The following is a 21,279-nucleotide window of genomic DNA, read 5'->3' on the forward strand; positions in this document are numbered from 1 at the left end:
TCGCTGCAGAAGTAAAATTCCGTCATTCCGGGATGGTGCGCGAGCACCAGACCCGGAATCTCGAGATTCCGGGTTCGATGCTTCGCATCGCCCCGGAATGACACTGACCAAGTCGGGACAACCATCTGATGTCTGTGACGACCCTACCTTCTCGACCTCGACGCATCATTGAGCAGCGGCAACCGGGCTGGATCGTGCGCCTGTTCGACTACAAGCCGTTCCTGATCGTGATGTGCCTTGCGCCGGCGATCGGCCTCTTGGCGGTGTTCCTCACCTACCCGCTCGGCCTCGGCGTCTGGCTCGCCTTTACCGACACCACGATCGGCCAGCGCGGCGTCTTCATCGGCCTGGAGAATTTCCAGTATTTGCTGAAGGATCCCTTGTGGTGGAACGCGGTGTTCTACAGCGTGTTCTACACCGCGGTCGCGACCATCGGAAAATTTGCGCTCGGCTTCTGGCTGGCGCTGCTGCTCAACAACCACTTCCCGCTCAAGAGCCTGCTCCGCGCCATCATCCTGCTGCCGTGGATCGTGCCGACGGTGTTGTCGGCGCTGGCGTTCTGGTGGATCTACGATCCGCAATTCTCGATCATTTCCTATCTTTTGGTCGACGTGCTGCACGTCCGCACCACCAACATCGACTTCCTGGGCACGCCGTGGCCGGCGCGCTTCTCGCTGATCGTCGCCAATATCTGGCGCGGCATTCCGTTCGTGGCGATCTCGCTGCTGGCGGGCCTGCAGACCATCTCGCCCTCGCTCTATGAGGCGGCGATGCTCGACGGCGCCACCGCCTGGCAGCGCTTCCGCTTCATCACGCTGCCGATGATGATGCCGATTCTCGCCATCGTGATGACCTTCTCGATCATCTTCACCTTCACCGACTTCCAGCTTGTCTACGCCATTACCCGCGGCGGGCCGGTCAACTCGACGCATCTCCTGGCAACGCTGGCGTTCCAGCGCGGCATCGCCGGCGGCGAGCTCGGCGAGGGTGCGGCGATCGCGGTGTCGATGATTCCGTTCCTGGTATTCGCGACGTTGTTCAGCTACTTCGGCCTCGCCCGCCGCAAATGGCAGCAAGGAGAAGCCAATGACTGACGTAGCCGCCTCACCGGGCAACAGCAATGTCGCCAGCGCCACGCCGGATACGATGTCGTGGGATTCCCGCGCGCGGCGGGTGATGATGATCTACCTGCCGCTGTCGTGCTTCGTGCTGATCCTGCTGTTCCCGTTTTACTGGATGGCGATCACCTCGTTCAAACCGAACGCGGAGCTTCTGAACTACAAGGAGCACAATCCGTTCTGGATCACCTCGCCGACCATCGCCCACATCAAGCATTTGCTGTTCAATACCGCGTATCCGACCTGGCTGAAGACCACGATGTTCGTGGCGGTTGGTTCGACCTTCCTGTCGCTGTTTGCCTCAACGCTGGCCGCTTATGCGATCGAACGGCTGCGCTTCAAGGGCAGCCCCTATGTCGGCCTCGGCATCTACCTCGCCTATCTGGTGCCGCCCTCGATCCTGTTCATTCCGCTGGCCACCGTGATCGTGCAATTCGGCCTGTTCGACTCGCCGATGGCGCTGATCCTGGTGTACCCGACCTTCCTGGTGCCGTTCTGCACCTGGCTGCTGATCGGGTACTTCAAGTCGATCCCCTATGAGCTGGAGGAATGCGCGCTGGTCGATGGCGCGACGCGGCTGCAGATCCTGCGGCGGATCACGCTGCCGCTGGCGGTGCCCGGCCTGATCTCGGCCGGCATCTTCTCGTTCACGCTGTCCTGGAACGAGTTCATCTACGCGCTGGCCTTCATCCAGAGCGGCGCCAACAAGACCGTCCCCGTCGCCATCCTGACCGAACTCGTCACCGGCGACGTCTACCAGTGGGGCGCGCTGATGGCGGGCTCGCTGCTCGGCTCGCTGCCGGTCGCGCTGTTCTATTCGCTGTTCGTCGACTATTACGTCTCGTCGCTGACCGGAGCGGTGAAGGAATAGACGATCCCGGCTACCTGACCGTAAACGCCACAGGGATCGTAAAGCTGATCGATCCCTGCGGGATTTCGGATGGGATCGGGGGAAATGGGGAAGCCTGGCGGATCATAGCCGAGGCCTGCGCGTCGAGCGCGGCAACGCCTGACGATCCGCTGAGGCGGCCTCCGCTGACCTGTCCGCCGCGGCTCACCGTGAAGGACAGCCGCGCGACGCCGCGCTGGCCGTTGGCGCCCGACGGGTACTGGTGGAAACGCATCAGATGCGCGCGGACGCGCTGATTATAGGATGCGAGCGCCGAGGCCGATGCACCGGCGCTGGCCGCGGAGGCAGCCTGGGCCTGACGGTCAACTCGTGGCGGCGCCGCGGTGCGTGGCGCGGGTGTCGCCTGGTTCGGCTTCTTCGCGTCGGGCCGGACGACCTTTGGCTTGACCGGTGTCGGCGTGGCGGTCGGGACGGGCTTGGCGGGCTCGGCCGCCGGCTTCATTTCCACCTTCTGCTCGGGCGGCGCCACCACCTCGGGCTTCTCCTGCGGCGGGGTCGGCGCGATCTGCTCTTCGACTACCTCCTGCTGCTTGACCGGCTCCGGCGGCGAGGCGTCGGCCTGCTCCATCAGCTGGTCAGGGGCGCGCTCCAGCTCAGTCGATTGCGGCGCCGCCGATACCGGCGACATATCGACCATGATCGCAGGCAAGGTGGCGCCCGGCGGCGGCCGCTGCGTGTACCAGGTCATGAACAGCGCGATCAGCGCCGCATGCGCGACGAGGATCGCAATACCAGACGTGCCCCAGCGCCGCACCCCGGCGTGATCGGTGGCGTCATGCAGCGCGAACGCGTTCATGGCGGTCAGGAACGTCCGTCGAGGCCGACCAGCGCGACCTTGAGATAGCCGGCGTTGCGCAGCAGGTTCATCACCTCCATCAGGTCGCCATAGCTGACCGCCTTGTCCGCGCGCAGATAGATCCGCTCGTCCTTGCGGCCCTTGGTGGCGCCATCGAGCGTCGCGGTCAGCGTGTCCCGCGCGATGATGTCCTCGCCGACCGCGACCGACAGGTCCGGCTTGACCGTGACGAACACCGGCTTGTCCGGACGCGGCGCCGGTTCGACCGCGCTGGCGGGCAGTTCGACGCCGAGGTCGACGGTGGCTAGCGGCGCGGCGACCATGAAGATGATCAGCAGCACCAGCATCACGTCGATGAACGGCGTGACATTGATCTCGTGATTCTCGGCCAGATCGTCGTCGCCGCCGCGCGACCGGCCGCCGAAGCTTGCGCGTGTGCCCAGTCTAGCGCCCATGATTCACTCCGCGGCGCGCGCCAGCCGGAACGAGCCGCGATCGCCCTCGCGGCTGATCAGCAGCATGACCATGACAGAGGCGTCACCGAGCAGCGCACGGTGAGCCGAAATCGTGCGCGTCAGATGGTTGTAGATCACGACCGCCGGGATGGCCGCCACCAGCCCCAGCGCGGTCGCCAGCAGCGCCTCGGCGATGCCGGGCGCGACCACCGCGAGATTGGTGGTGTGGGCTTCGGAAATGCCGATGAAGGAATTCATGATGCCCCACACCGTGCCGAACAGGCCGACGAACGGCGCGGTGGCGCCGATGGTCGCGAGCACGCCGGTGCCGCGCGCGATCTGCCGCGACATCGCGGCCTCGACCCGCTCCAGCCGCAGCGCGATCCGCTCCTTGAAACCGTCATCGGCGATGCCGCCGGAAAGGCTGGCTTCGCGCGCCGCGGACTGCACGATCTGCGCCACCGCGTCGCCGCCGCCACGGCACTGCTTCTCGACGTCGGCGAGCACCGTATCGGCCTCGAGCAGGGAGATCCGCCGCCTGGCGGTCGCGGTCTTGCGCCTGATCTCGAGCGTCTTCGCCAGCCAGATCGTCCAGGTCACCAGCGAGGCAAACGCCAGTCCGACCATCACGGCTTGCACCGCGATGTCGGCATTGACGAACATGTTCCATGGCGAGAGATTGCGCGGCAGTAGTGCGGTATCAGTTGCGGCGAGCGCCGCCGCCGGAAATGCTACCACGCCAGCGCCGAACAAGGCCGCCAGCCTACCGATCGCCGATCTGAGCACATTCTGCTGCATGATTACCTCCCGGCTGACAACACTGCGGATGGCTAGGCCGCTTTTGCCGAAGCAAGGCTGTCCGCAAGCGACTGGAAACGCTTCAGCTGATCGCCGCGCAACGCGCGGGTCTCGTCGCGGCCGACGAACACCTTGAACATGATGCCGCCATCGACATTGATGAAGGCGACGAAGGCCGACGACTTGCCCATGAAGGGACGCTCGACAAAGGCGACCGCGTCGCAGCGTTCATGCCTGAGATGGCCGTGCAATCCCTTCGGCTGCATCAGGTTGAAATAGCCGCGGCCAACCTCGCCCGCCGGGATCGCGCCGGTGAACTCGAAGATCGCATCAACGGTATGGACGATCAGCGTCACCTCGCCCCATTGCGCGATGTCCTGCATCGCGGCGGCGAAATGACTGCCGGCACAGATACGCACCATCGTCCCGGGCATCGCCTCGATCACCGCGCGCGGCGTGACGTTACGCTCGCGCGCAACGTCCTCGATCACGGCGCCCGGATTATCCGCCATATACGCCTTGAGATCGGCGCTCTGCGTGCTCGACATGCAGGCCTCCCGTCAGGCGGCGGCGCTGGTTTTGCGCTCGGACTGGATCACCTCGAAACCTTCGAACTTGGGATGGCCGAGGTAGAGGCTTTCGCCGGTCTTGTTGTCGGCGCGGGCATGGGCGCGGCGGAACTCTTCCGAGCGGGTCCAGGCCTCGAACGCGGCCTTGTCGACCCAGGTCGTGTGCGACGAATACAGCGTGTGGTCGTCGGCGACCGGCCCCTTGAGCAGATGGAATTCGACGAAGCCGGCCATGTTGCCGAGATAGGATTCCCGCGTTGCCCACACCGTCTCGAAAGCCTGCTCCTGGCCCAACTTCACCTGAAACCTGTTCATCGCGATAAACATGGAAATCTCCTTGGTTGTCGTCGTAGCCGGTCTGGCCCGATCATATTGTAACGCAGAAATGCTCCGAGGCCGCGCTGGGACATCAGCACGGCCCGGAGCCCTAATGGTGGCAATCTCTCAAACAAGACCGCCGGTTGTTCTTACTCCGATCAGGTGCCTCCGAAGTGATATTTGAGACCGCCCTTGAAGACCATTCCAGGACCCGCACTCGCCCATTTCACGTCGTTTTGCGTGTCGCCGGTGCTGCCGACCGGGATGGCGTAAGGCCGGTAGTACGTGTTGAAGATATTCTCGGCAGAGAGGTTGAGGACCAGGTCGGGCGTCGGCTTGTATTGAAGATACAGGTTGACGAGATCGTACGACGTTGCCGGCGTATAGGTCACCGGAATGTCCCTGTTCGCCTTCGCCGACGTCCACATCACGGAGACCACCAGCTTATTCTCGAGGAATCTTAAACCAGCCGTTGTCGTGATTTTCTGCGGCGGGACGCTGTACAAACCGAGATTCGTCTGAAGATTTTTGCCTTCCTGGAAGGTTCCGGCGACCCCGAGGAACCAGAGTTGGGCGTCATACATGGCCTCGGCCTCGAAACCATGAATCCGGGCCCTCGCAACGTTCTGGTACTGCAGAAACGGGAAGAAACTACCAAAGCCCGGAACGACGACCGGCGTTCCGAACGCAACCTGATCGATGTAGTCGGTAATATCGTTGCGGAAGAAATTGAACTTGCCGCGGATGCTGTCGCCGGCAACCCACACGTCGTTCTTCTTCAGGTTGAAGCCGATTTCCTTGGTCTTGCCGATTTCGGGGCGCAGGTTCGGATTGGGAACGAAGCAGAATGTCGAATCGGCGCCGGGACCCGGCGTGCCCGACGGACAGCGGAAGAACGAGTCTTGCGGGGTGGCGCCGGCATGCGGCCCGTTGACGAGCGTCTCGGTGATCGACGGCGCGCGGTAGCCTTCAGCATAGCTGACGTAGGGCGTCAGCACGGCCAGGGGCATCAGACCGACCGTGATCTTCGGCGACAAGCGGTCGCCGCTGGACGATGTCGTGCCCGATTCCAGCTTGTAATTGTCGTAACGCAGCGCGCCCACCACTTCGAGCATCGAGGTGTAATTGGCCTTCCACTGCACGAAGCCGCCGGAGACCGTGCGCCTGCCGCCCGGCGTCGTCACCTCGGAGGTTCCGCGAAGATCCTCGGTCGACACCTTGTCCTGGAATGCATCGAGCCCGTAGGTAACGGCGTGACGCCAATCGTAGGTCTCGAAACGCGTCGTGTTGTGCACATCGATACCGATCGTGTCGAGCAGGTATCCGCGGTTGCTCCCGATACAGCCGGAGACCGCATTTCCGGGGACTCCGCCGCAATAGGTCGATGCCGTCGTGGTCGTATGTCCCGTCTTGATCTGGTCGTTATCGGTGCGATTCCAGTAGACCTTCGCGTCCCAATCGAACCACTTGTCCTCAGGCTTCGAGTATTTCCAGCCGAGCGTGGTGGTGTAGTTCTTCACATTGGTCGCGTAGATCGACGTTCCGTTGAGGTTGTTGGTGCCGTTCGCATTGGTCGAATTGGGATCACCGGCGCGGCGCGGCGGCTGGCCCACGCTGTAGATATTCTCCTGGAAGATCGCGCCGAGCTTGACCTCGTGTCCGTCGGCCGGCCGCACCGTCAGCTTGCCGATACCGCTGTTGAGACGGTTTCCGGTGTTGGCAACCTCATAGCCGGTGCCGTCCTTGTAGTTTTCCTGCGTGCTGTAGGTGCCGCCGGCAAACACATCGACGTTCGGGTTGACGTGAACGCCACCGAAGACCGAACCCAGCGCACGGCCGTAATTGGTGCCGAGAATCGTCTTGGCATCCACGCCCCAGCGCTCGCCCGGCCGCACCACGTCTTCGATGTCCTTGGTGCGGAACGAGGCCACGCCGCCGATCGCGCCGGAGCCGTAGATGTTCGCGGTCGGGCCGCGCACGATATCGATTCCGGCGATCAATTCGGGATTGAGGAAGAACGAGCCGTTCGCGAAATGGCCGGTGCGCTGATAATTCTGCCGGGCGCCGTCGACCACCACGGCGACACGGCCGAAATCCTGCAGGCCGCGAATATTGATCGCGGTGGACGGCTCATCGCCGCGGTTCTGCACCCAGACGCCGGGGATGTTGTAGAGGAGATCGCCGACCGTAGAGGCCTGACGTCCCTGGATCTGCTCCAGCGTCACGACGCTGACCGGCGCCAGCGCGTCGATCGCGCGCTCTTCGGTCTTCGATGCCGCGACGGTGATGGTGTCGAGCGACTGCACGGGTGCGCGGCCGACCTGCGCGTATGCATTCAACACCGGCGCGGCTGCCTGCTGTTCCGGTTGCGGTTTGGCGGGTTTGCGCCTGGCCTGTTTTTTCCGCTCCGACGGACGACCGGTCTCCTGCGTGTCCGCGGTCTGCGCAACCGCGGCATCGCCCATCAGCAACGCAAATGACACCACCGACGCACCCAAAAGAAGGGCGCGCGGATACCTAGCCCCGTCAGCCATAACAACCCCAACCTGTTAGCTATTTCTCGGGTCTGGCTGGCGGGCGCTGCGCGACGTGCGAGCTGCTTGCTGGCTACCACTTTTCGAACGCGGGCCCCCGCCCGCATTCTGTCATAATTGGTTAAGCGGTGGCGTCGGGGCGGTCAATGACCGCGGTGCACACTTTATATCTATTGTAAATTGCCGCGGTTGGATTGCGCTTCGGCCCAACTATACAAGGTTGGATCATAAGAACTTCTTTGGGGCACAACAGAATTAGATGGCCGCACCTTCCGGAGACAAACTCGGAGACGCCACCGGGAAAGCAGGGGATCCCCCTGTTGCGGGGCGATCGGTGGTCATGAGCGGCAACCGGCTCGACAGCCGCGAGCTGTTTGCAACCGAACGCGAGATCATCATTGCACACGGCGAAGAGAATTACCGCTTGCGGCTGACGTCGCAAAACAAGCTGATCCTGACCAAGTGATCCCTGATGGCAATCTGTCGCACACTCGCTCTGCTCGCCACCACTTGCGCCTTCGCCATTGGCGGCGCCGCGCTGGCGGCGGGCATCACGGTGCATGACGCGCGCAACCGCGACGTCACGATCTCGGATCCGGCGCGGATCGTTTCGATCGGCGGCGCCATCACCGAGATCCTCTACGCGCTGGGCTTCGAGGACCGGCTGGCCGGTGTCGATGCGACCAGCCTCTATCCGACGTCGGCGCTGCGCGACAAACCCAATGTCGGCTATATGCGCCAGCTCTCGGCCGAGGGCGTGCTCGGGCTCAACCCCTCGCTCGTGCTCGCCGTGCAGGGATCGGGGCCGAAGGAAACCATTGATGTGCTGGAGGCGGCGAAGGTGCCGCTGGTGCTGGTGCCCGAAACCTTTTCCGAACAGGGCCTGCTCGACAAGATCAAGCTGGTCGGCCACGCCATGGGCGCCGACGCGCGGGCGGAATGCCTGACCGCGGCGGTATCCGGCGACCTGGCGCAATTGCGTGCGCTGCGCACCAAAGTGACAAAACCCGTGCGCGTGATGTTCGTGATGTCGCTGCTCAACGGCCGCGCCATGGCGGCGGGCCAGAAGACCGCAGCCAATGAAATCATCGCACTGGCCGGCGGCGTCAATGCGATCGACAGCTATGAGGGCTACAAGATCATCAATGACGAGGCGATCGTCGCGGCCAGGCCCGACGTGGTGCTCTCGATCCAGCGCAGCAAGGATTCGCTGGAAGCCGAAGCGGTCTACGTCCATCCGGCTTTCGCGATGACGCCTGTGGTGGCGAACAAGGCCTTCATTTCGATGGAAGGCCTCTATCTGCTCGGCTTCGGCCCGCGCACCGCCGCCGCCGCGCGCGACCTCTCGGTCAAGCTCTATCCGGCGCTGGCGCCGCAGGCTGCGAGCTTCACGCCGGCCGTGCTGACCGCAAACTGCCGGCAATGACCGCGGTAGCGCCGGCCGAAGCGGACGGCGCGAAACAGCGTCGCAGCGGCGCCACGCTGCGGCCCGCCGCCACGCTGACGCTGGTTGGGTTGCTGCTGGCGCTGGCCGGTGCGGCGCTGATCGCGCTCACGATGGGTGCTGCGGGAATTCCGCTGTCACGGCTTCCGGCAGCCCTCGGCCTGTGGACGGACTCCTCTCCGCATCCGCTGGCGGCGCGCGATCAGCTCGTGCTGTGGTCGATCCGGATTCCGCGGATCGCGGCGGCGGCGATGGTCGGCGGCCTGCTCGCCGCGTCCGGCGCCATCATGCAGGGGCTATTTCGAAATCCGCTGGCTGATCCTGCCCTCGTCGGCGTCTCCAGCGGCGGCGCCTTTGCGGCGGCCAGCGCGATCGTGTTCACCGACAGCCATCTCGGCGAAAGCCTGCGCTTCATGCAGAACCAGTTGCTGCCGCTGGCGGCCTTCTTCGGCTCGCTGGCGACCACCATCGTGCTCTACGGCATCGCCAGCCGTTCGGGCCGGACCTCGATTGCGATCTTCCTGCTGGCGGGGCTGGCGATCGCCGCCATCGCCAATGCCGGCATCGGGCTTCTGGTGTTCATCGCCGACGATCGCCAGTTGCGCGACATCACCTTCTGGCTGCTGGGATCGCTGAGCGGCGCGACCTGGCCCAAGGTCGCCACGCTGGCGCCGGTACTTCTGTTCGCCCTGATCGCTTGCCTGTGGATTGGCCGCGGGCTCGACGTGCTGGTGCTCGGCGAGGCCGAAGCGTTTCACAGCGGCGTCGACGTCGAGCGGCTGAAGCGGATTTCGATCGTGCTGGTGTCGGCGATGACCGGCGTCGCGGTGTCGATCTGCGGCGTCGTCGGATTTGTCGGCATCGTGGTGCCGCATCTGTTGCGGCTGGTGATCGGCCCGGCGCACCGGCTGCTGCTGCCGGCCTCGGTGTTATTAGGTGCGATCCTGCTGGTCGGCGCCGATACGCTGGCTCGCACCATCGTTGCGCCTGCGGAAATGCCGATCGGCATCCTGACCGCGGCGGTCGGCGCGCCGTTCTTCCTCGCCATGCTGCTGCGCCAGCGCGGGCTGGTCGGGCTATGAACCCGCTCCTCGAAGCGCGGTCGGTCTCGCTGCGGATCGGCGACGCGACCCTGGTCGACGCCATCGACCTTCGCGTCGCTGCCGGCGAGATGGTCGCGATCGTCGGGCCCAACGGCGCGGGTAAATCAACGCTGTTGCGGATGCTGTCCGGCGACCTTCGCCCGACCCGCGGCCATGTCGAACTCAAGGGGCGCGACATTGACGCCTACAAACCGCGCCAATTGGCCCAGCATCGCGCCATGCTGTCGCAGCATGTCACCGTCACCTTCCCGTTCACGGTCGAAGAGATCGTCGCCATGGGGGCCGGCGACAACAGCCGCGCCGCCGCGCAAAGGCTGGTCGAGACGGCGCTGCACGAGGTCGGGCTGGAGCGCTTCAGCCACCGGCAATTGCCGACTTTGTCCGGCGGCGAACAACAGCGCGCGCATTTTGCCCGCGTGCTGGTGCAACTCGCCTGCGGCGAGGCGCAGCACGGGCCGGGATTGCTGCTCCTGGATGAGCCGACCTCGAGCCTCGACATGCGCCACCAGATCGATCTCGTGGAAACCGCCAAGCTGCGCGCGCGAGGCGGCACGGCCGTGATCGCGGTGCTGCACGATCTCAATCTGGCGATGCGTTTCGCCGACCGGATCGTGCTCTTGCACCGCGGCAGGCTGGCAATCGACGGCGGCCGCACCGACGCCATCACCGCCGAAACCATCCGCCGCATCTTCGAAGTGGATGTCACGGTCGAATATACCGACCATGGCGTACCGTTCCTGCTGCCGCAAACCATGCGACCGGTCGCGACCCGGTAGCCGCCCAAGGATCCTCGTTCGCGCGGGCGGCGTAAGGCCGCACGATTATCCAACGGCATCACCGGCGTTTCACAAAACTGTCAGGCGGCTGTTACACGCTCCCCGGAGAACACGGCATCGCTTCTCACAGGAGATACTACCATGCGCATGTCACTGCTCTGTTCCGTCGCCTCGGTCTTTCTGGCTACAGGTGCCGCGTTTGCGCAAGGCGAAGGCGAGTTTCCCGCCACGCTGAAGGGCCACGCCATCCTCCCCGCGCAATCCTTTGTCGAGGCCCCCGCCGACGCGCCTGATGATCTCAAGACATCAGGCAAATACACCACCGGTCGCAGAACCGATGCGCTGGGCAGCGTGATGGGAAAATCCTATGAGCGCCCGACCGGCGTCTCGCTGCCCTTCAAGGGCCAGCCGCTGCAGGGCCATTCCGGCATCAAGGTGATGCCGGACGGTTCGTTCTGGGTGCTCACCGACAACGGCATGGGCTCGCGCTATAACTCCGCCGACTCGATGCTGTATCTCAATCGACACAAGATCGACTGGACGACCGGCAAGATCGACCGCCAGGAAACCGTCTTCCTGCATGACCCCGAAAAGAAGGTGCCGTTCCGCATCGTCCACGAAGCCACCGCCAAGCGCTACCTCACCGGCGCCGACTTCGACACCGAAGGTTTCCAGATCATCGGCGACACCTTCTGGATCGGCGATGAATTCGGTCCCTACATCCTGAAAGCCGACAAGACCGGCAAAGTGCTCGCCGTGTTCGACACCACCGCCGACGGCAAGCCGGTGCGTTCGCCCGATCATTGGTCAGTGCAGTCGCCGGGCGCGCCCGGAGCCAGCTACACCACTGTCAACCTGCGCCGCTCCAAGGGCTATGAAGGCTTTGGCGGATCGAAGGACGGCAAGTTCCTCTACGGCCTGTTGGAAGGCCCGCTATGGGATGCCGAGAAAAAGGATGTTGAAAAGGTCGACGGCAAGGAAGCCGCGCGAATCCTCGAATTCGACGTCGCGGCGGAAAAATTCACCGGGCGCTACTGGCACTATGTGTTCGAGGCCAATGGCCACGCAATCGGCGATTTCAACATGATCGACGCCTCCTCCGGCCTGATCATCGAGCGCGACAATGGCGAAGGCACCGCGGACAAGGCCTGCCCGCAAGGCACCCGCGGTGAAAACTGCTTCCCGGACCTCGCAAAATTCAAGCGCGTCTACAAGGTCGAGCTTAACGACGCCAACGCCGGCAAGCCGGTGCGCAAGATCGCCTATATCGACCTGATGAAGATCCGCGATCCCGACAAGAAGGCAAGGAAGCCGCTCAACGACGGCGTGCTGACGTTCCCGTTCTTCACCATCGAGAACGTCGACCGCGTCGACGACACCCACATCATCGTCGGCAACGACAACAACCTGCCGTTCTCCTCGAGCCGCGATCCCAACAAGGCCGACGACAACGAGTTCGTGCTGCTGGAAGTCGGCGAGTTCTTGAAGGCGAAGTGAAGGCCTCCATCCTATCGGCCGTCATTGCGAGGAGCGAAGCGACGAAGCAATCCATCTATCCCCGCGCAGGGAGATGGATTGCTTCGCGGAGCCTGTCATCGGGCGTGCATTCGCGCGACCCGTTGGCTCGCAATGACGGTGGGTATCTAACTGCACTCGCGCGGTTACTCCTTCCTTGTCCGATAATCCCCAAACGTCGCGTCGCGCTGGTCGAGCTGTGATTTCACGCTTCCACCGTCGCGGCGGAACGTCGACATGTAGTTACGGGAAGCCTCCGTCGTGAACGCCAGCGCCTGGATTTCGGTGCCGGCGCGCATCGCGGCGCGGGCGCCCATGATCTCCATCGCGCGGTGCACCGAGCGCTTGTTGAGCTGCTGCAATTCGATCGGCACTTTGGCGGCGCGCTCGGCGAAATCCAGCGTGCGCGCATCTAGCTCTTCGAGCGGAAACGACCGCGTCGCAAAACCCCATTCGGCGGCCTCGCGGCCGGACATCGCGTCGCCGGTCAACATCAGTTCCATGGCGCGGCGCATGCCGACCAGCCACGGGTGATACTGCATGTCGGGCGGGCTCATCAGCCGCACCGGCGGATAGCCGATTTGCGCATCGTCGGCGACGTAGACGATATCGCAGGCGGTCGCGAGCTCCGTGCCACCGGCAAGGCAATAGCCGTGCACCTGCGCCACCACCGGTTTTGCAAGATCCCAAATCCCGAACCAGCCCTCGACGACGTGCCGCGACCATTGGCCGGGGCCGGCGGCCGAGTGATAGGGCTGGTCGACGCGGTTATCCGCCGACAGATCGTAGCCGGCGGAAAAACAGGGACCAGCGCCGCGCAGAATCGAGATCGAAATGTCAGGATCGCGGTCGGCCCGCTCCAGCACCTCGAACACTTCCGCCCGCAGGCGGTTGTTCAGCGCGTTGCGCTTTTCGGGGCGATTGAGCGTGACGCGGCGGACCCGCGGCCGGAGATCATCGACGAGAATGTGTTCGTAGGGCATTGGCGGCTTCTCCCTGTTCGCGGACCCCAATTCATTCAGGGGTGACGGGCTGAGCCCGTCGCCCCTCAATGAATTGTGTTCGGCGGTCCTTAGCTTGATGCTGATATCAGAGAGGAAGTCGCAAGCTGCGGCAAGGCCGCGGGATGCAGACCAGCACCCACGGCCTTTGCACACCTTCCGTCATGCCCGGCCTTGTGCCGGGCATCCACGTCTTGCTTATTTCTTGCCAAGAATACGTGGATGGCCGGGACAAGCCCGGCCATGACGAGCTAACCCGCCGGAATCATCACCACGCCCTTGTCCTTGGGCCAGCGCACGCGCCAGGCAAAGCCGATATCGCGGACTTCGCCGGCCTTGGCCTCGAACGCCCATTCCAGCACACCACGCTTGTCGCGCAGATTGGTCGTGGTCGGCGGCGTCGAGGACGACAGCATCTCGACCTGGATGTCCTCGGCTTCGCTGACCGGCAGTTGATCCTCGATCGCGATTCTGATCGGGAAGTCGTGGCCGTTGCGGACCGTGGTCTTGAACGAGCGCTCATCGGTCTTCGACGTCGTCACGATCAGGCCGGCCGAACCCTCATTGCGCTTGATTGTCGTGCGCTCGATCTTGATCTTGTCGTCGGCGCCAAAACCGAGCCGAACGGTTTCGTCCTTGCCGGCGGCGGTCATCTGGCCGCGGCCGACGAACACGCCGTCGCGGTAGATCGAAACCCGGCCGGGCAGCAAGGGTGCGTCCTCGGTCTGCTTGAAGCTGGCTTCGAGGAACGCGGTCGGGTCCAGCACCGGCACCGCGCGGACCGCAAGATCGGGCGCGATGATCGCGGAGGAGACGCGCAGGCTTTTTGCTCCCTCGCTGGCGCCGAGGCTGACACGGCCGGGAATCCTGAACACCACCTGGAAGCCGCTGACTTCGGCTGCGGCCTGCTGCTCGTCGGCGCGTTCGGACATTGACTCTGGCGCCCGTTGCGCCGGGGCGGCGCGCACCAATGGCTTGCTGGCATCCATGCCACCGCTGATGGATGCGGCAGCCCGCGGCGGCGGCGGATATTGCACGATCAGCGAATTCAGATCCGGCGCCTTGCCGCCGCGCGCGGTGCGCACGGTGGAGACGGCCAGCGCGACATTCGACCAGTCCTCGCCGGTGTTTTGAGTGATTTCGGCGCGGCGCACCAGTTCGAGCGCGGGCTTGCGGTCCCTGGCGCCGGTATCGAGACGGGCATCATAGAGCGGCGTCCAGCGCGCGTTGCGCACCGCATAGGTCACCCGCAGCGTGGCCTTGGTTGCGGCCGCGGCGGCGAGTTCGATCCGGACCTCGAGCTTGCTCGGCGGCTTCTGCGCCCGGTCGGCTTCCAGCCGCGCAATCTCGCGGTCGAGTTCGCGCTGCTTGCGTTCGGCATCGCGGATCGCGCTGTCGGCGGTGGCGACTTCCTCGGCCACGGCGGCAAAGGCCGCGCGCCATTCGGCAATCGGGCGCGCCTCGCCCTTGTCGCCAATCCCGGCCGGCGAGGCTTCCGCAAACCGCTCGGCGAATTTGCGTCGCGCCGCGGCTGAGTTGATCGCGCCCTGCAGATCGGCGCGCTGGTCCTTCAACGCCTCGATACGCTTGTCGAGTTCGGGCAGATTGACCGGCGGCGCCGCGCGCGGCGGCTTGGCGTCGATGGCGCCAATGGTGAGTCTTGCCCCCGCCTCGCCCTCGACCCGCAGCGAGGACGGATCCAGCGTCAGCGGAAAATCCTTCAGCACGGCCGAGTGGTCGCCGGCCGGAAGATCGAGGGTGATGACCCGGGTGATGCTGGCGCCGTCGGGATAGACGGTGACGGCGTCGACGGCCGAACTGGCTGCTACATCGGCCGCCCGCACCGGAGCTGCGGCCAGCGCCGCAACCACGACGAGGCTGGTCGTCACGAGGCTCGAGCGTTTCACGTTCCGATTGAATCGGAACGGGGCTCTCGATTCCTGATTTGACGCGTTTTCTTGACGCGAACCGGTGTCCACTTCGCTGGAAAACGCTCTGTTGGCTGAAAATCGCATTGGTTTCCCTCTCCTAAGGCCGCCTGCTGAACGGCGACGCGAAAATCCCACCACCCCTGGTGATGAGACGTTGCGAGAGAGGAACTGGTTCGATTGGGGTTTCCGTGAGGCTTATGCGAGGCGGCGCCGCGGCGACGGGAGTTAGGACCGCCGGATAGGCACAATGTCGTCCCGGCGAACGCCGGGACCCATACGCCGCGGCCCATCGATTTGGAGAATGCTGGAGCGACCACTTGGCGTAACCAACAAACGCCGGTGGCTATGGGTCCCCCGATGCGCAATTGCGCATCTGAGCTCAAGGCCGGGACGACAAAAGAGCGAAAGCAACGCCTCTTAAAACACCAACGCCTTGGCCTGCTTGACCTGCGGCAGTGCCTGCACCTTGGCGAGCACGTCGGCCGGGATTTCACCGTCGATTTCCACCAGCGCGATGGCGTCGCCGCCCTGCTTGACGCGGCCGAGATGGAAGGTCGCGATGTTGATCTTGGCGTCGCCGAGCAAACCGGCAAAGCTGCCGATGAAGCCGGGCTTGTCCTCGTTGGTGACGTAGATCATCGACTTGCCGAACTCGGCATCGACGCGGATGCCCTTGATATCGACCAGCCGCGGCTTGCCGTCGTGATAGACGGTACCCGACACCGAGCGTTCCTGGCGTTCGGTGATGACGGCGACGGTGATCAGGCTTTCGTAATCGCTCTGCGCCGCGCGCACGATTTCGTCGACCACCATGCCGCGCTCCTTGGCGACGACAGGCGCGGAGACCACGTTGACGTCGCCCAGCATCGGCCGCAGCAGGCCGGACAGCACGGCCGAGGTGATCGCCTTGATCTTCATTTCGGCGACATGGCCCTCATAGGTGATCTGCACCTTGAGGATGCCGCTCTCGGTGAGCTGGCCCGCGAACGAACCGAGCTTCTCGGCCAGTTCGATGAACGGCTTCAGCTTCGGCGCCTCTTCGGCGGTGATCGAGGGGAAATTGACCGCGTTGGAGATCGCGCCGGTCAGGAGATAATCCGACATCTGCTCGGCGACCTGCAGCGCGACGTTCTCCTGCGCTTCGGTGGTGGAGGCGCCGAGATGCGGCGTGCAGATCACGTTGGGATGGCCGAACAGCACGTTCGAGGTAGCGGGTTCCTCGATGAAAACGTCGAAGGCGGCGCCCGCGACATGCTTGGAATTCAGGGCATCGACCAGCGCCTGCTCGTCGACCAGGCCGCCGCGGGCGCAATTGATGATGCGTACGCCCTTCTTCATCTTGGCGATGGCTCCCGCGTCGATGATGTTTTTTGTCTTCTCGGTCAGCGGCGTATGCAGCGTGATGAAATCGGCGCGCTTCAAGAGATCGTCGAGCTCGACCTTCTCGACGCCGATGTCCTTGGCGCGCTCCGGCGACAGGAACGGATCGAAGGCGATCACCTTCATGCGCAGGCCGAGCCCGCGGTCGGCGACGATCGCGCCGATATTGCCGCAGCCGACCACGCCGAGCGTCTTGGCCGTGATCTCGACGCCCATGAAGCGGTTCTTCTCCCACTTGCCGGCCTGCGTCGAGGCATCGGCCTGCGGAATCTCGCGTGCCAGCGCCAGCATCAGGGTAATCGCGTGTTCGGCGGTCGTGATCGAATTGCCGAACGGCGTGTTCATCACGATGATGCCCTTGGCGGTCGCGGCGGGAATCTCGACATTGTCGACGCCGATGCCGGCGCGGCCGATAACCTTCAGCTTCTTGGCCTTCTCGATGATCTTGGCGGTCGCCTTGGTCGCGGAGCGGATCGCAAGCCCGTCATAATTGCCGATGATCTCGGCGAGCTTGTCCTTGTCCTTGCCGAGATTGGGCTGGAAGTCGACATCGATGCCGCGGTCCTTGAATATCTGAACGGCGGCGGGCGACAGCGCGTCGGAGATGAGGACTTTGGGTTTGGACATTGGTGTGATCCCTATGGGCGATGTACTGATGTCGTCACCCGCGGGCTAAAGCACGAAGCGCGTCTTCGCGCTTGAGATCCGCGGGTCCATCTTCTTTTTCGATGGATGGCCGGGTCAAGCCCGGCCATGACGATGTGAGATGACGCTAGCTTAAGCAGCCTTCGGCAACGCGGCCTTGGTCTCGGCGAACGCCCAGTCGATCCACTGCGTCAGCAGCGCGACGTCGGACGCTTCCACGGTGGCGCCGCACCAGATCCGCAGGCCCGCCGGCGCATCGCGGTAGTAGGCGAAGTCGTAGCCGGCGCCTTCCTTCTCCACCAGCGCGACCAGCTTCTTGGAGAAGTCGGCCTGCGCGTCCGCCGTCAGCGAGGTGATCGCGGGATCGACGAACTTCAGGCACACCGAAGTGTTGGAGCGGATCGCCGGATCCTTGGCCAGGAAGTCGATCCACGGCGTCCTGGCCTTCCAGTCGGCCAGCGCCTTGGTGTTGGCATCAGCGCGCGCGATCAGGGCCTTGAGGCCACCGATCGATTTCGCCCAGTTCAGCGCATCGAGATAATCCTCGACGCACAGCATCGACGGCGTGTTGATGGTCTCGCCTTCGAAGATGCCTTCATTGAGCTTGCCGCCCTTGGTCAGGCGGAAGATTTTCGGCAGCGGCCACGCCGGCTTGTAGGTCTCCAGCCGCTCCACCGCACGCGGCGAGAGGATCAGCATGCCGTGCGCGGCCTCGCCGCCCAGCGCCTTCTGCCAGGAGAACGTCACCACATCGAGCTTTGCGAAATCGAGCGGCTGCGCGAAAGCGGCGGACGTTGCGTCGCAGATGGTGAGGCCTTCGCGGTCGGCCTTGATCCAGTCGGCATTGGGCACGCGCACGCCGGAAGTGGTGCCGTTCCAGGTGAAGACGATGTCGGAGGCGGGATCGGCCTTGGAAAGATCGGGGATTTCACCATAGCCGGCGTGCAGCTTGGTGACGTCCTTGAGCTTCAGTTCCTTGACGATATCGCTGACCCAGCCTTCGCCGAAGGATTCCCAGGCGATGGTGGTGACGGGGCGCGCGCCGAGCAGCGACCACAGCGCCATTTCGACCGCGCCGGTATCGGACGCCGGCACGATGCCGATCTTGTAACCGGCCGGCACTTCAAGCACTTCGCGCGTCAATTCGATCGCGAGCTTGAGCTTGGCCTTGCCGACCTTCGCGCGATGCGAACGGCCGAGCGCTGCGTCCTTGAGATTTGCGGGGTTCCAGCCGGGGCGCTTGGCACAGGGGCCGGAGGAGAAATGCGGCACATTTGGCCGCGAAGCGGGCTTCGCTACGGTCATATTCTATCCTTCCAGATAGCAAGCCTCCCGTTGGGGGGAGGTGTCCCGCGGCGGTGATTAGGGGAATCGTGCCCGATCGTCAAGGAACTTCGGGCGCTTCCGATATGTCCCTGACATCACAGGTGATTGAAGCATCGACAGCTGTGGACGAGACCGGCTGCTGCTCCAGCAGTCCAGCCGCATCGTTGATCAGCCTGGCGGCCATTCGCCGGCTCGAAGTTTTCAGAACGCTTTTTTCGCCGGCCTGCACGACATATTCATTGCCGATCCGCACGATCGAATAATCCTTCATCGAAAATCCCCCAGAGTTGCCCACGGCCCCATGGGAGACGCTGACATAGCGGAGACGCTCCTCTCCGTAAAATCACGGAGGTCGAGGTAGTTTATCGCCTGTTAACGGGATCGCAGAGTCAGAACGACCATCGGCAATTGCCTGCGTCGTGACGCAGCTCTGCACAAGAATAAAGCATCAGAATCTCAAGGTCATGCCGAGATGGCTGCGCGCGAATCCAAGCCGTTCATAAAACCGTTGCGCATCCACGCGCGTATGATGCGTCAGCAGTTCCACCAGCTTGCAGCCCTTGGCGCTCGCTTCTGAAACCGCCCATTGCACCAACTGCTCGCCAATGCCCCGGCTGCGGCAATGGCTGGCGACGCGGACATCCTCGAGCAATCCGCGCGAGGCGCCCTGCGAACTCAGGCCGGGCAGGATGCACAGCTGCAGGCAGCCGACGACAGCGCCCTTGCCATCCTCGGCGACCACAAGCTGGATATTCCGGTCGCCCGCGACGCGTTCGAACGCGTCGAAATAGGCTTGCGGCAGCGGATCCTCGAGCCGCTCGCGCGGGCCACCGAGCGGATCGTCCGCCAGCATGGCGACGATGTGACCGACATCGTCACGGCGCGCGCGACGGATGGTGACTTGCGAAACGGTGGCCATGGGGTTTTCCGGTGAATTCAGCGCGCCGGCGGCAGGCCGAGCGATTTTTCGGTCTCGCCGATCCAGCGGCGCACGGCGGCATAGCCGTCGAGATGGAAGCCGCCTTCATGCGCCAGCCTTGTATAGGCCAGCAGCGAAACGTCGGCGAGCGAGACGGCGTCGCAGACCAGGAACGGCGTGATGGCGAGCTGATGTTCCATCCGCGCCAGCGCCGCATAGCCGCGCTTGACCTTGTCGGGGTCGAGATCGGAGGCAGATTTCCCGAGATAGAACATCTGGAAACGGCAGACCGCGATATAGGGCTCGTGGCTGTATTGTTCCCAGAACAGCCATTCGTCCATCTTCGCGGCGGCGAACGCATCCGCTGGAATGAGGTCGCTGCCGCGGGCGAGATAGCGGATGATGGCGTTGGACTGCGCCAGCGTGCGGCCGTCGTCGAATTCGACCGCCGGCACCTGGCCGGCATAGTTGAGCTTGAGGAACTCGGTGGTGCGGGTTTGGCTCTTGAGCGTATCGATCGCAACCCAGCCATAGGGCAGCGCGAGTTTGTCGCACACCCACTTCACCTTCAGGCAGTTGCCGGAATTGGTATCGCCGTAGATTTTCATGCGCGGCCGCCCTCGTTAAGGGCGACAGTGCAACAGCCCGCGGCAAATCTGTCAACGGTATCAGGATCGACGACGAGGCCAGGTCAGAGCCTGCAACCCATCAGAACTTGTAGCCGAGGCCCGCGCGCACCGTGTTGACGGTGGTATCGACACTGGAGGTGAAGCGGAGATATTCCCACTCCGCGCGCAGGAAGAGACCCGCATACAGCATCATGTCGATGCCGAGACCGCCGGCAAATCCTGTGATGAACTTGGAATTGGCGTTGTCCGTCAAGAAACCGGCTGCAGAGTAATTGGGAAGTCCGTTCGTGCCGACATAGAGATAATCAATGCTGGCGTCGGCCCTGCGATTGATACTCGCCTGTCCCATCGCAACGCCGACGAATCCATAGGGCAGAAAGCTGTCGATGGCGTATCCGCCACGTACCCGCAACGAGCCGTAATCGGTGATGTTCATCGAGGCGCTCGAGGACACGCGCGCTGTCGATATGTAATCGGTGGGGTATTGGAACGAGCGACCCTGCGAACCGCTGTTGGCACCGAAGAAGTTGCCGTGGGTATAGTTCAGCTCGACACCGATGACGGCGTCGCTCCACTGAAAATTATAACCGACGAACCCGCCATAGCCGCTGCTCTGCATATGGGACTTCCCGAGCAGAGGCCATTGCGAGATGTTGAACTGCGATTCCAGATCGAGATTGTTCAGGAGCTTGGCGAGCAAATCCTGGCCGGAATTGGTGAAGTCCATGTCCGCCGCGCCATGCGCGACATGGCCGCCGACATAGACGCCCGACCAGTTGACGCCGCTTCTGCTCAGCCCGTCGGTGAAACTGCCGCGGAGAATCGGCAAGTCCGGCATATCGGCCGCCTGCGCGCCAGCCGCCGCGCCACACATCACCGCCACCAGCAAAAAACGACGCATCGCAACACTCCATCGGACAACTCTAACTTGCGTTGATCATGGCTCGTTAACCCTAACCAATCGTTATCGCAGGCTCCGATGAGACGTGATCTTGCGCGAAAAAGCCAAACCCGTCGCGTGCCTGCGACAGGCGCCAGGTGCGGCCGCGCCAAAAGCAAAACGGCGCGGGAAGATCCCGCGCCGTTCTCAATCCTTAACAGATGGAAGTCGC

At 63.7% G+C, this 21,279-nt stretch carries 21 protein-coding genes; 7 read left to right on the forward strand and 14 right to left on the reverse strand.

Going from position 1 to position 21,279, the window contains the following annotated elements; translation table 11 throughout:
* The first annotated feature begins 128 nt into the window (after window positions 1–128).
* The gene (locus tag JQ629_RS27090) at window positions 129–1,094 is read left to right on the forward strand and encodes a carbohydrate ABC transporter permease (RefSeq protein WP_192737598.1); all 966 of its coding nucleotides are present in this window, start codon (window positions 129–131) and stop codon (window positions 1,092–1,094) included.
* Window positions 1,087–1,989, forward strand: a complete 903-nt coding sequence (locus tag JQ629_RS27095; RefSeq protein ID WP_212415223.1) for a carbohydrate ABC transporter permease — start codon at window positions 1,087–1,089, stop codon at window positions 1,987–1,989. The genes JQ629_RS27090 and JQ629_RS27095 overlap by 8 nt, the downstream gene beginning before the upstream one ends.
* A 10-nt stretch (window positions 1,990–1,999) precedes the next feature.
* On the opposite strand, the gene JQ629_RS27100 is transcribed toward JQ629_RS27095, so the two are convergent.
* The 6 genes from JQ629_RS27100 to JQ629_RS27125 form a co-directional block, all read right to left on the reverse strand.
* Window positions 2,000–2,824 (reverse strand): energy transducer TonB family protein, encoded by an 825-nt coding sequence (locus JQ629_RS27100; protein ID WP_212415224.1) that lies wholly within the window; start codon window positions 2,822–2,824, stop codon window positions 2,000–2,002.
* Between the two features lie 5 nt (window positions 2,825–2,829).
* On the reverse strand, window positions 2,830–3,279 hold the full coding sequence (gene exbD / locus JQ629_RS27105; protein ID WP_212415225.1) for a TonB system transport protein ExbD: 450 nt from the start codon (window positions 3,277–3,279) through the stop codon (window positions 2,830–2,832).
* A 3-nt stretch (window positions 3,280–3,282) separates the two neighbouring features.
* Window positions 3,283–4,077: a tonB-system energizer ExbB gene (gene exbB, locus JQ629_RS27110; RefSeq protein WP_212415226.1), complete on the reverse strand. Its 795-nt coding sequence runs from the start codon at window positions 4,075–4,077 to the stop codon at window positions 3,283–3,285.
* A gap of 32 nt (window positions 4,078–4,109) precedes the next feature.
* Window positions 4,110–4,625: a heme utilization cystosolic carrier protein HutX gene (hutX, locus tag JQ629_RS27115; protein WP_212415227.1), complete on the reverse strand. Its 516-nt coding sequence runs from the start codon at window positions 4,623–4,625 to the stop codon at window positions 4,110–4,112.
* A gap of 12 nt (window positions 4,626–4,637) precedes the next feature.
* A complete protein-coding gene (hmuQ, locus tag JQ629_RS27120; RefSeq protein ID WP_212207247.1) occupies window positions 4,638–4,973 on the reverse strand; it encodes a heme-degrading protein HmuQ in 336 nt (111 codons plus the stop codon).
* Between the two features lie 149 nt (window positions 4,974–5,122).
* Entirely contained in the window at window positions 5,123–7,498 is a 2,376-nt protein-coding gene (locus tag JQ629_RS27125) for a TonB-dependent hemoglobin/transferrin/lactoferrin family receptor (RefSeq protein WP_212415228.1), read from the reverse strand.
* A 259-nt stretch (window positions 7,499–7,757) separates the two neighbouring features.
* Between JQ629_RS27125 and JQ629_RS37270 the strand changes: the two genes are divergently transcribed.
* The 5 genes from JQ629_RS37270 (at window position 7,758) to JQ629_RS27150 (ending at window position 12,318) form a co-directional block, all read left to right on the forward strand.
* The gene (locus JQ629_RS37270; protein ID WP_249133696.1) at window positions 7,758–7,964 is read left to right on the forward strand and encodes a hemin uptake protein HemP; all 207 of its coding nucleotides are present in this window, start codon (window positions 7,758–7,760) and stop codon (window positions 7,962–7,964) included.
* Window positions 7,965–7,970: 6 nt separating this feature from the next.
* Window positions 7,971–8,924: a heme/hemin ABC transporter substrate-binding protein gene (locus JQ629_RS27135; RefSeq protein WP_212415229.1), complete on the forward strand. Its 954-nt coding sequence runs from the start codon at window positions 7,971–7,973 to the stop codon at window positions 8,922–8,924.
* Window positions 8,921–10,024 (forward strand): FecCD family ABC transporter permease, encoded by a 1,104-nt coding sequence (locus tag JQ629_RS27140; protein WP_212415230.1) that lies wholly within the window; start codon window positions 8,921–8,923, stop codon window positions 10,022–10,024. The genes JQ629_RS27135 and JQ629_RS27140 overlap by 4 nt, the downstream gene beginning before the upstream one ends.
* Window positions 10,021–10,821, forward strand: coding sequence for a heme ABC transporter ATP-binding protein (locus JQ629_RS27145; protein ID WP_212415231.1), 801 nt, complete (start codon window positions 10,021–10,023; stop codon window positions 10,819–10,821). Before JQ629_RS27140 ends, JQ629_RS27145 begins: the two co-directional genes overlap by 4 nt.
* A gap of 141 nt (window positions 10,822–10,962) precedes the next feature.
* Window positions 10,963–12,318 (forward strand): esterase-like activity of phytase family protein, encoded by a 1,356-nt coding sequence (locus tag JQ629_RS27150; RefSeq protein ID WP_212415232.1) that lies wholly within the window; start codon window positions 10,963–10,965, stop codon window positions 12,316–12,318.
* Between the two features lie 164 nt (window positions 12,319–12,482).
* Here JQ629_RS27150 and JQ629_RS27155 read toward each other — a convergent pair whose 3' ends face one another.
* The 8 genes from JQ629_RS27155 to JQ629_RS27190 all read right to left on the reverse strand — a co-directional run bounded on the left by JQ629_RS27155 (window position 12,483) and on the right by JQ629_RS27190 (window position 21,068).
* Window positions 12,483–13,319, reverse strand: a complete 837-nt coding sequence (locus JQ629_RS27155; protein ID WP_212415233.1) for an enoyl-CoA hydratase-related protein — start codon at window positions 13,317–13,319, stop codon at window positions 12,483–12,485.
* 269 nt (window positions 13,320–13,588) lie between these two features.
* Window positions 13,589–15,244, reverse strand: coding sequence for a mucoidy inhibitor MuiA family protein (locus JQ629_RS27160; RefSeq protein WP_349631327.1), 1,656 nt, complete (start codon window positions 15,242–15,244; stop codon window positions 13,589–13,591).
* Between the two features lie 441 nt (window positions 15,245–15,685).
* Complete coding sequence (gene serA, locus JQ629_RS27165; RefSeq protein WP_212415235.1) at window positions 15,686–17,275, reverse strand: phosphoglycerate dehydrogenase; 1,590 nt, start codon at window positions 17,273–17,275, stop codon at window positions 15,686–15,688.
* 150 nt (window positions 17,276–17,425) lie between these two features.
* The gene (locus JQ629_RS27170) at window positions 17,426–18,598 is read right to left on the reverse strand and encodes a phosphoserine transaminase (protein ID WP_212207237.1); all 1,173 of its coding nucleotides are present in this window, start codon (window positions 18,596–18,598) and stop codon (window positions 17,426–17,428) included.
* Between the two features lie 79 nt (window positions 18,599–18,677).
* A complete protein-coding gene (locus JQ629_RS27175) occupies window positions 18,678–18,890 on the reverse strand; it encodes a hypothetical protein (protein WP_212269228.1) in 213 nt (70 codons plus the stop codon).
* Between the two features lie 177 nt (window positions 18,891–19,067).
* Window positions 19,068–19,538, reverse strand: coding sequence for a GNAT family N-acetyltransferase (locus tag JQ629_RS27180; protein WP_212415236.1), 471 nt, complete (start codon window positions 19,536–19,538; stop codon window positions 19,068–19,070).
* Between the two features lie 17 nt (window positions 19,539–19,555).
* Window positions 19,556–20,146, reverse strand: coding sequence for a glutathione S-transferase family protein (locus JQ629_RS27185; protein ID WP_212415237.1), 591 nt, complete (start codon window positions 20,144–20,146; stop codon window positions 19,556–19,558).
* Window positions 20,147–20,246: 100 nt separating this feature from the next.
* Window positions 20,247–21,068 carry an outer membrane protein gene (locus tag JQ629_RS27190; RefSeq protein ID WP_212415238.1) on the reverse strand — a complete coding sequence of 274 codons (822 nt, stop codon included), beginning with the start codon at window positions 21,066–21,068 and terminating at the stop codon, window positions 20,247–20,249.
* Window positions 21,069–21,279: the final 211 nt, after the last annotated feature.

Source organism: Bradyrhizobium sp. AUGA SZCCT0222 (assembly GCF_018130205.1).
Classification (GTDB): Bacteria; Pseudomonadota; Alphaproteobacteria; order Rhizobiales; family Xanthobacteraceae; genus Bradyrhizobium.

Excerpts from the sequence above, each read along its gene's own strand:
- JQ629_RS27090 (WP_192737598.1), top strand. The coding sequence starts at position 129 with ATGTCTGTGACGACCCTACCTTCTCGACCTCGACGCATCATTGAGCAG.
- JQ629_RS27095 (WP_212415223.1), top strand. The coding sequence starts at position 1,087 with ATGACTGACGTAGCCGCCTCACCGGGCAACAGCAATGTCGCCAGCGCC.
- JQ629_RS27100 (WP_212415224.1), bottom strand. The coding sequence starts at position 2,824 with ATGAACGCGTTCGCGCTGCATGACGCCACCGATCACGCCGGGGTGCGG.
- exbD (WP_212415225.1), bottom strand. The coding sequence starts at position 3,279 with ATGGGCGCTAGACTGGGCACACGCGCAAGCTTCGGCGGCCGGTCGCGC.
- exbB (WP_212415226.1), bottom strand. The coding sequence starts at position 4,077 with ATGCAGCAGAATGTGCTCAGATCGGCGATCGGTAGGCTGGCGGCCTTG.
- hutX (WP_212415227.1), bottom strand. The coding sequence starts at position 4,625 with ATGTCGAGCACGCAGAGCGCCGATCTCAAGGCGTATATGGCGGATAAT.
- hmuQ (WP_212207247.1), bottom strand. The coding sequence starts at position 4,973 with ATGTTTATCGCGATGAACAGGTTTCAGGTGAAGTTGGGCCAGGAGCAG.
- JQ629_RS27125 (WP_212415228.1), bottom strand. The coding sequence starts at position 7,498 with ATGGCTGACGGGGCTAGGTATCCGCGCGCCCTTCTTTTGGGTGCGTCG.
- JQ629_RS37270 (WP_249133696.1), top strand. The coding sequence starts at position 7,758 with ATGGCCGCACCTTCCGGAGACAAACTCGGAGACGCCACCGGGAAAGCA.
- JQ629_RS27135 (WP_212415229.1), top strand. The coding sequence starts at position 7,971 with ATGGCAATCTGTCGCACACTCGCTCTGCTCGCCACCACTTGCGCCTTC.
- JQ629_RS27140 (WP_212415230.1), top strand. The coding sequence starts at position 8,921 with ATGACCGCGGTAGCGCCGGCCGAAGCGGACGGCGCGAAACAGCGTCGC.
- JQ629_RS27145 (WP_212415231.1), top strand. The coding sequence starts at position 10,021 with ATGAACCCGCTCCTCGAAGCGCGGTCGGTCTCGCTGCGGATCGGCGAC.
- JQ629_RS27150 (WP_212415232.1), top strand. The coding sequence starts at position 10,963 with ATGCGCATGTCACTGCTCTGTTCCGTCGCCTCGGTCTTTCTGGCTACA.
- JQ629_RS27155 (WP_212415233.1), bottom strand. The coding sequence starts at position 13,319 with ATGCCCTACGAACACATTCTCGTCGATGATCTCCGGCCGCGGGTCCGC.
- serA (WP_212415235.1), bottom strand. The coding sequence starts at position 17,275 with ATGTCCAAACCCAAAGTCCTCATCTCCGACGCGCTGTCGCCCGCCGCC.
- JQ629_RS27170 (WP_212207237.1), bottom strand. The coding sequence starts at position 18,598 with ATGACCGTAGCGAAGCCCGCTTCGCGGCCAAATGTGCCGCATTTCTCC.
- JQ629_RS27175 (WP_212269228.1), bottom strand. The coding sequence starts at position 18,890 with ATGAAGGATTATTCGATCGTGCGGATCGGCAATGAATATGTCGTGCAG.
- JQ629_RS27180 (WP_212415236.1), bottom strand. The coding sequence starts at position 19,538 with ATGGCCACCGTTTCGCAAGTCACCATCCGTCGCGCGCGCCGTGACGAT.
- JQ629_RS27185 (WP_212415237.1), bottom strand. The coding sequence starts at position 20,146 with ATGAAAATCTACGGCGATACCAATTCCGGCAACTGCCTGAAGGTGAAG.
- JQ629_RS27190 (WP_212415238.1), bottom strand. The coding sequence starts at position 21,068 with ATGCGTCGTTTTTTGCTGGTGGCGGTGATGTGTGGCGCGGCGGCTGGC.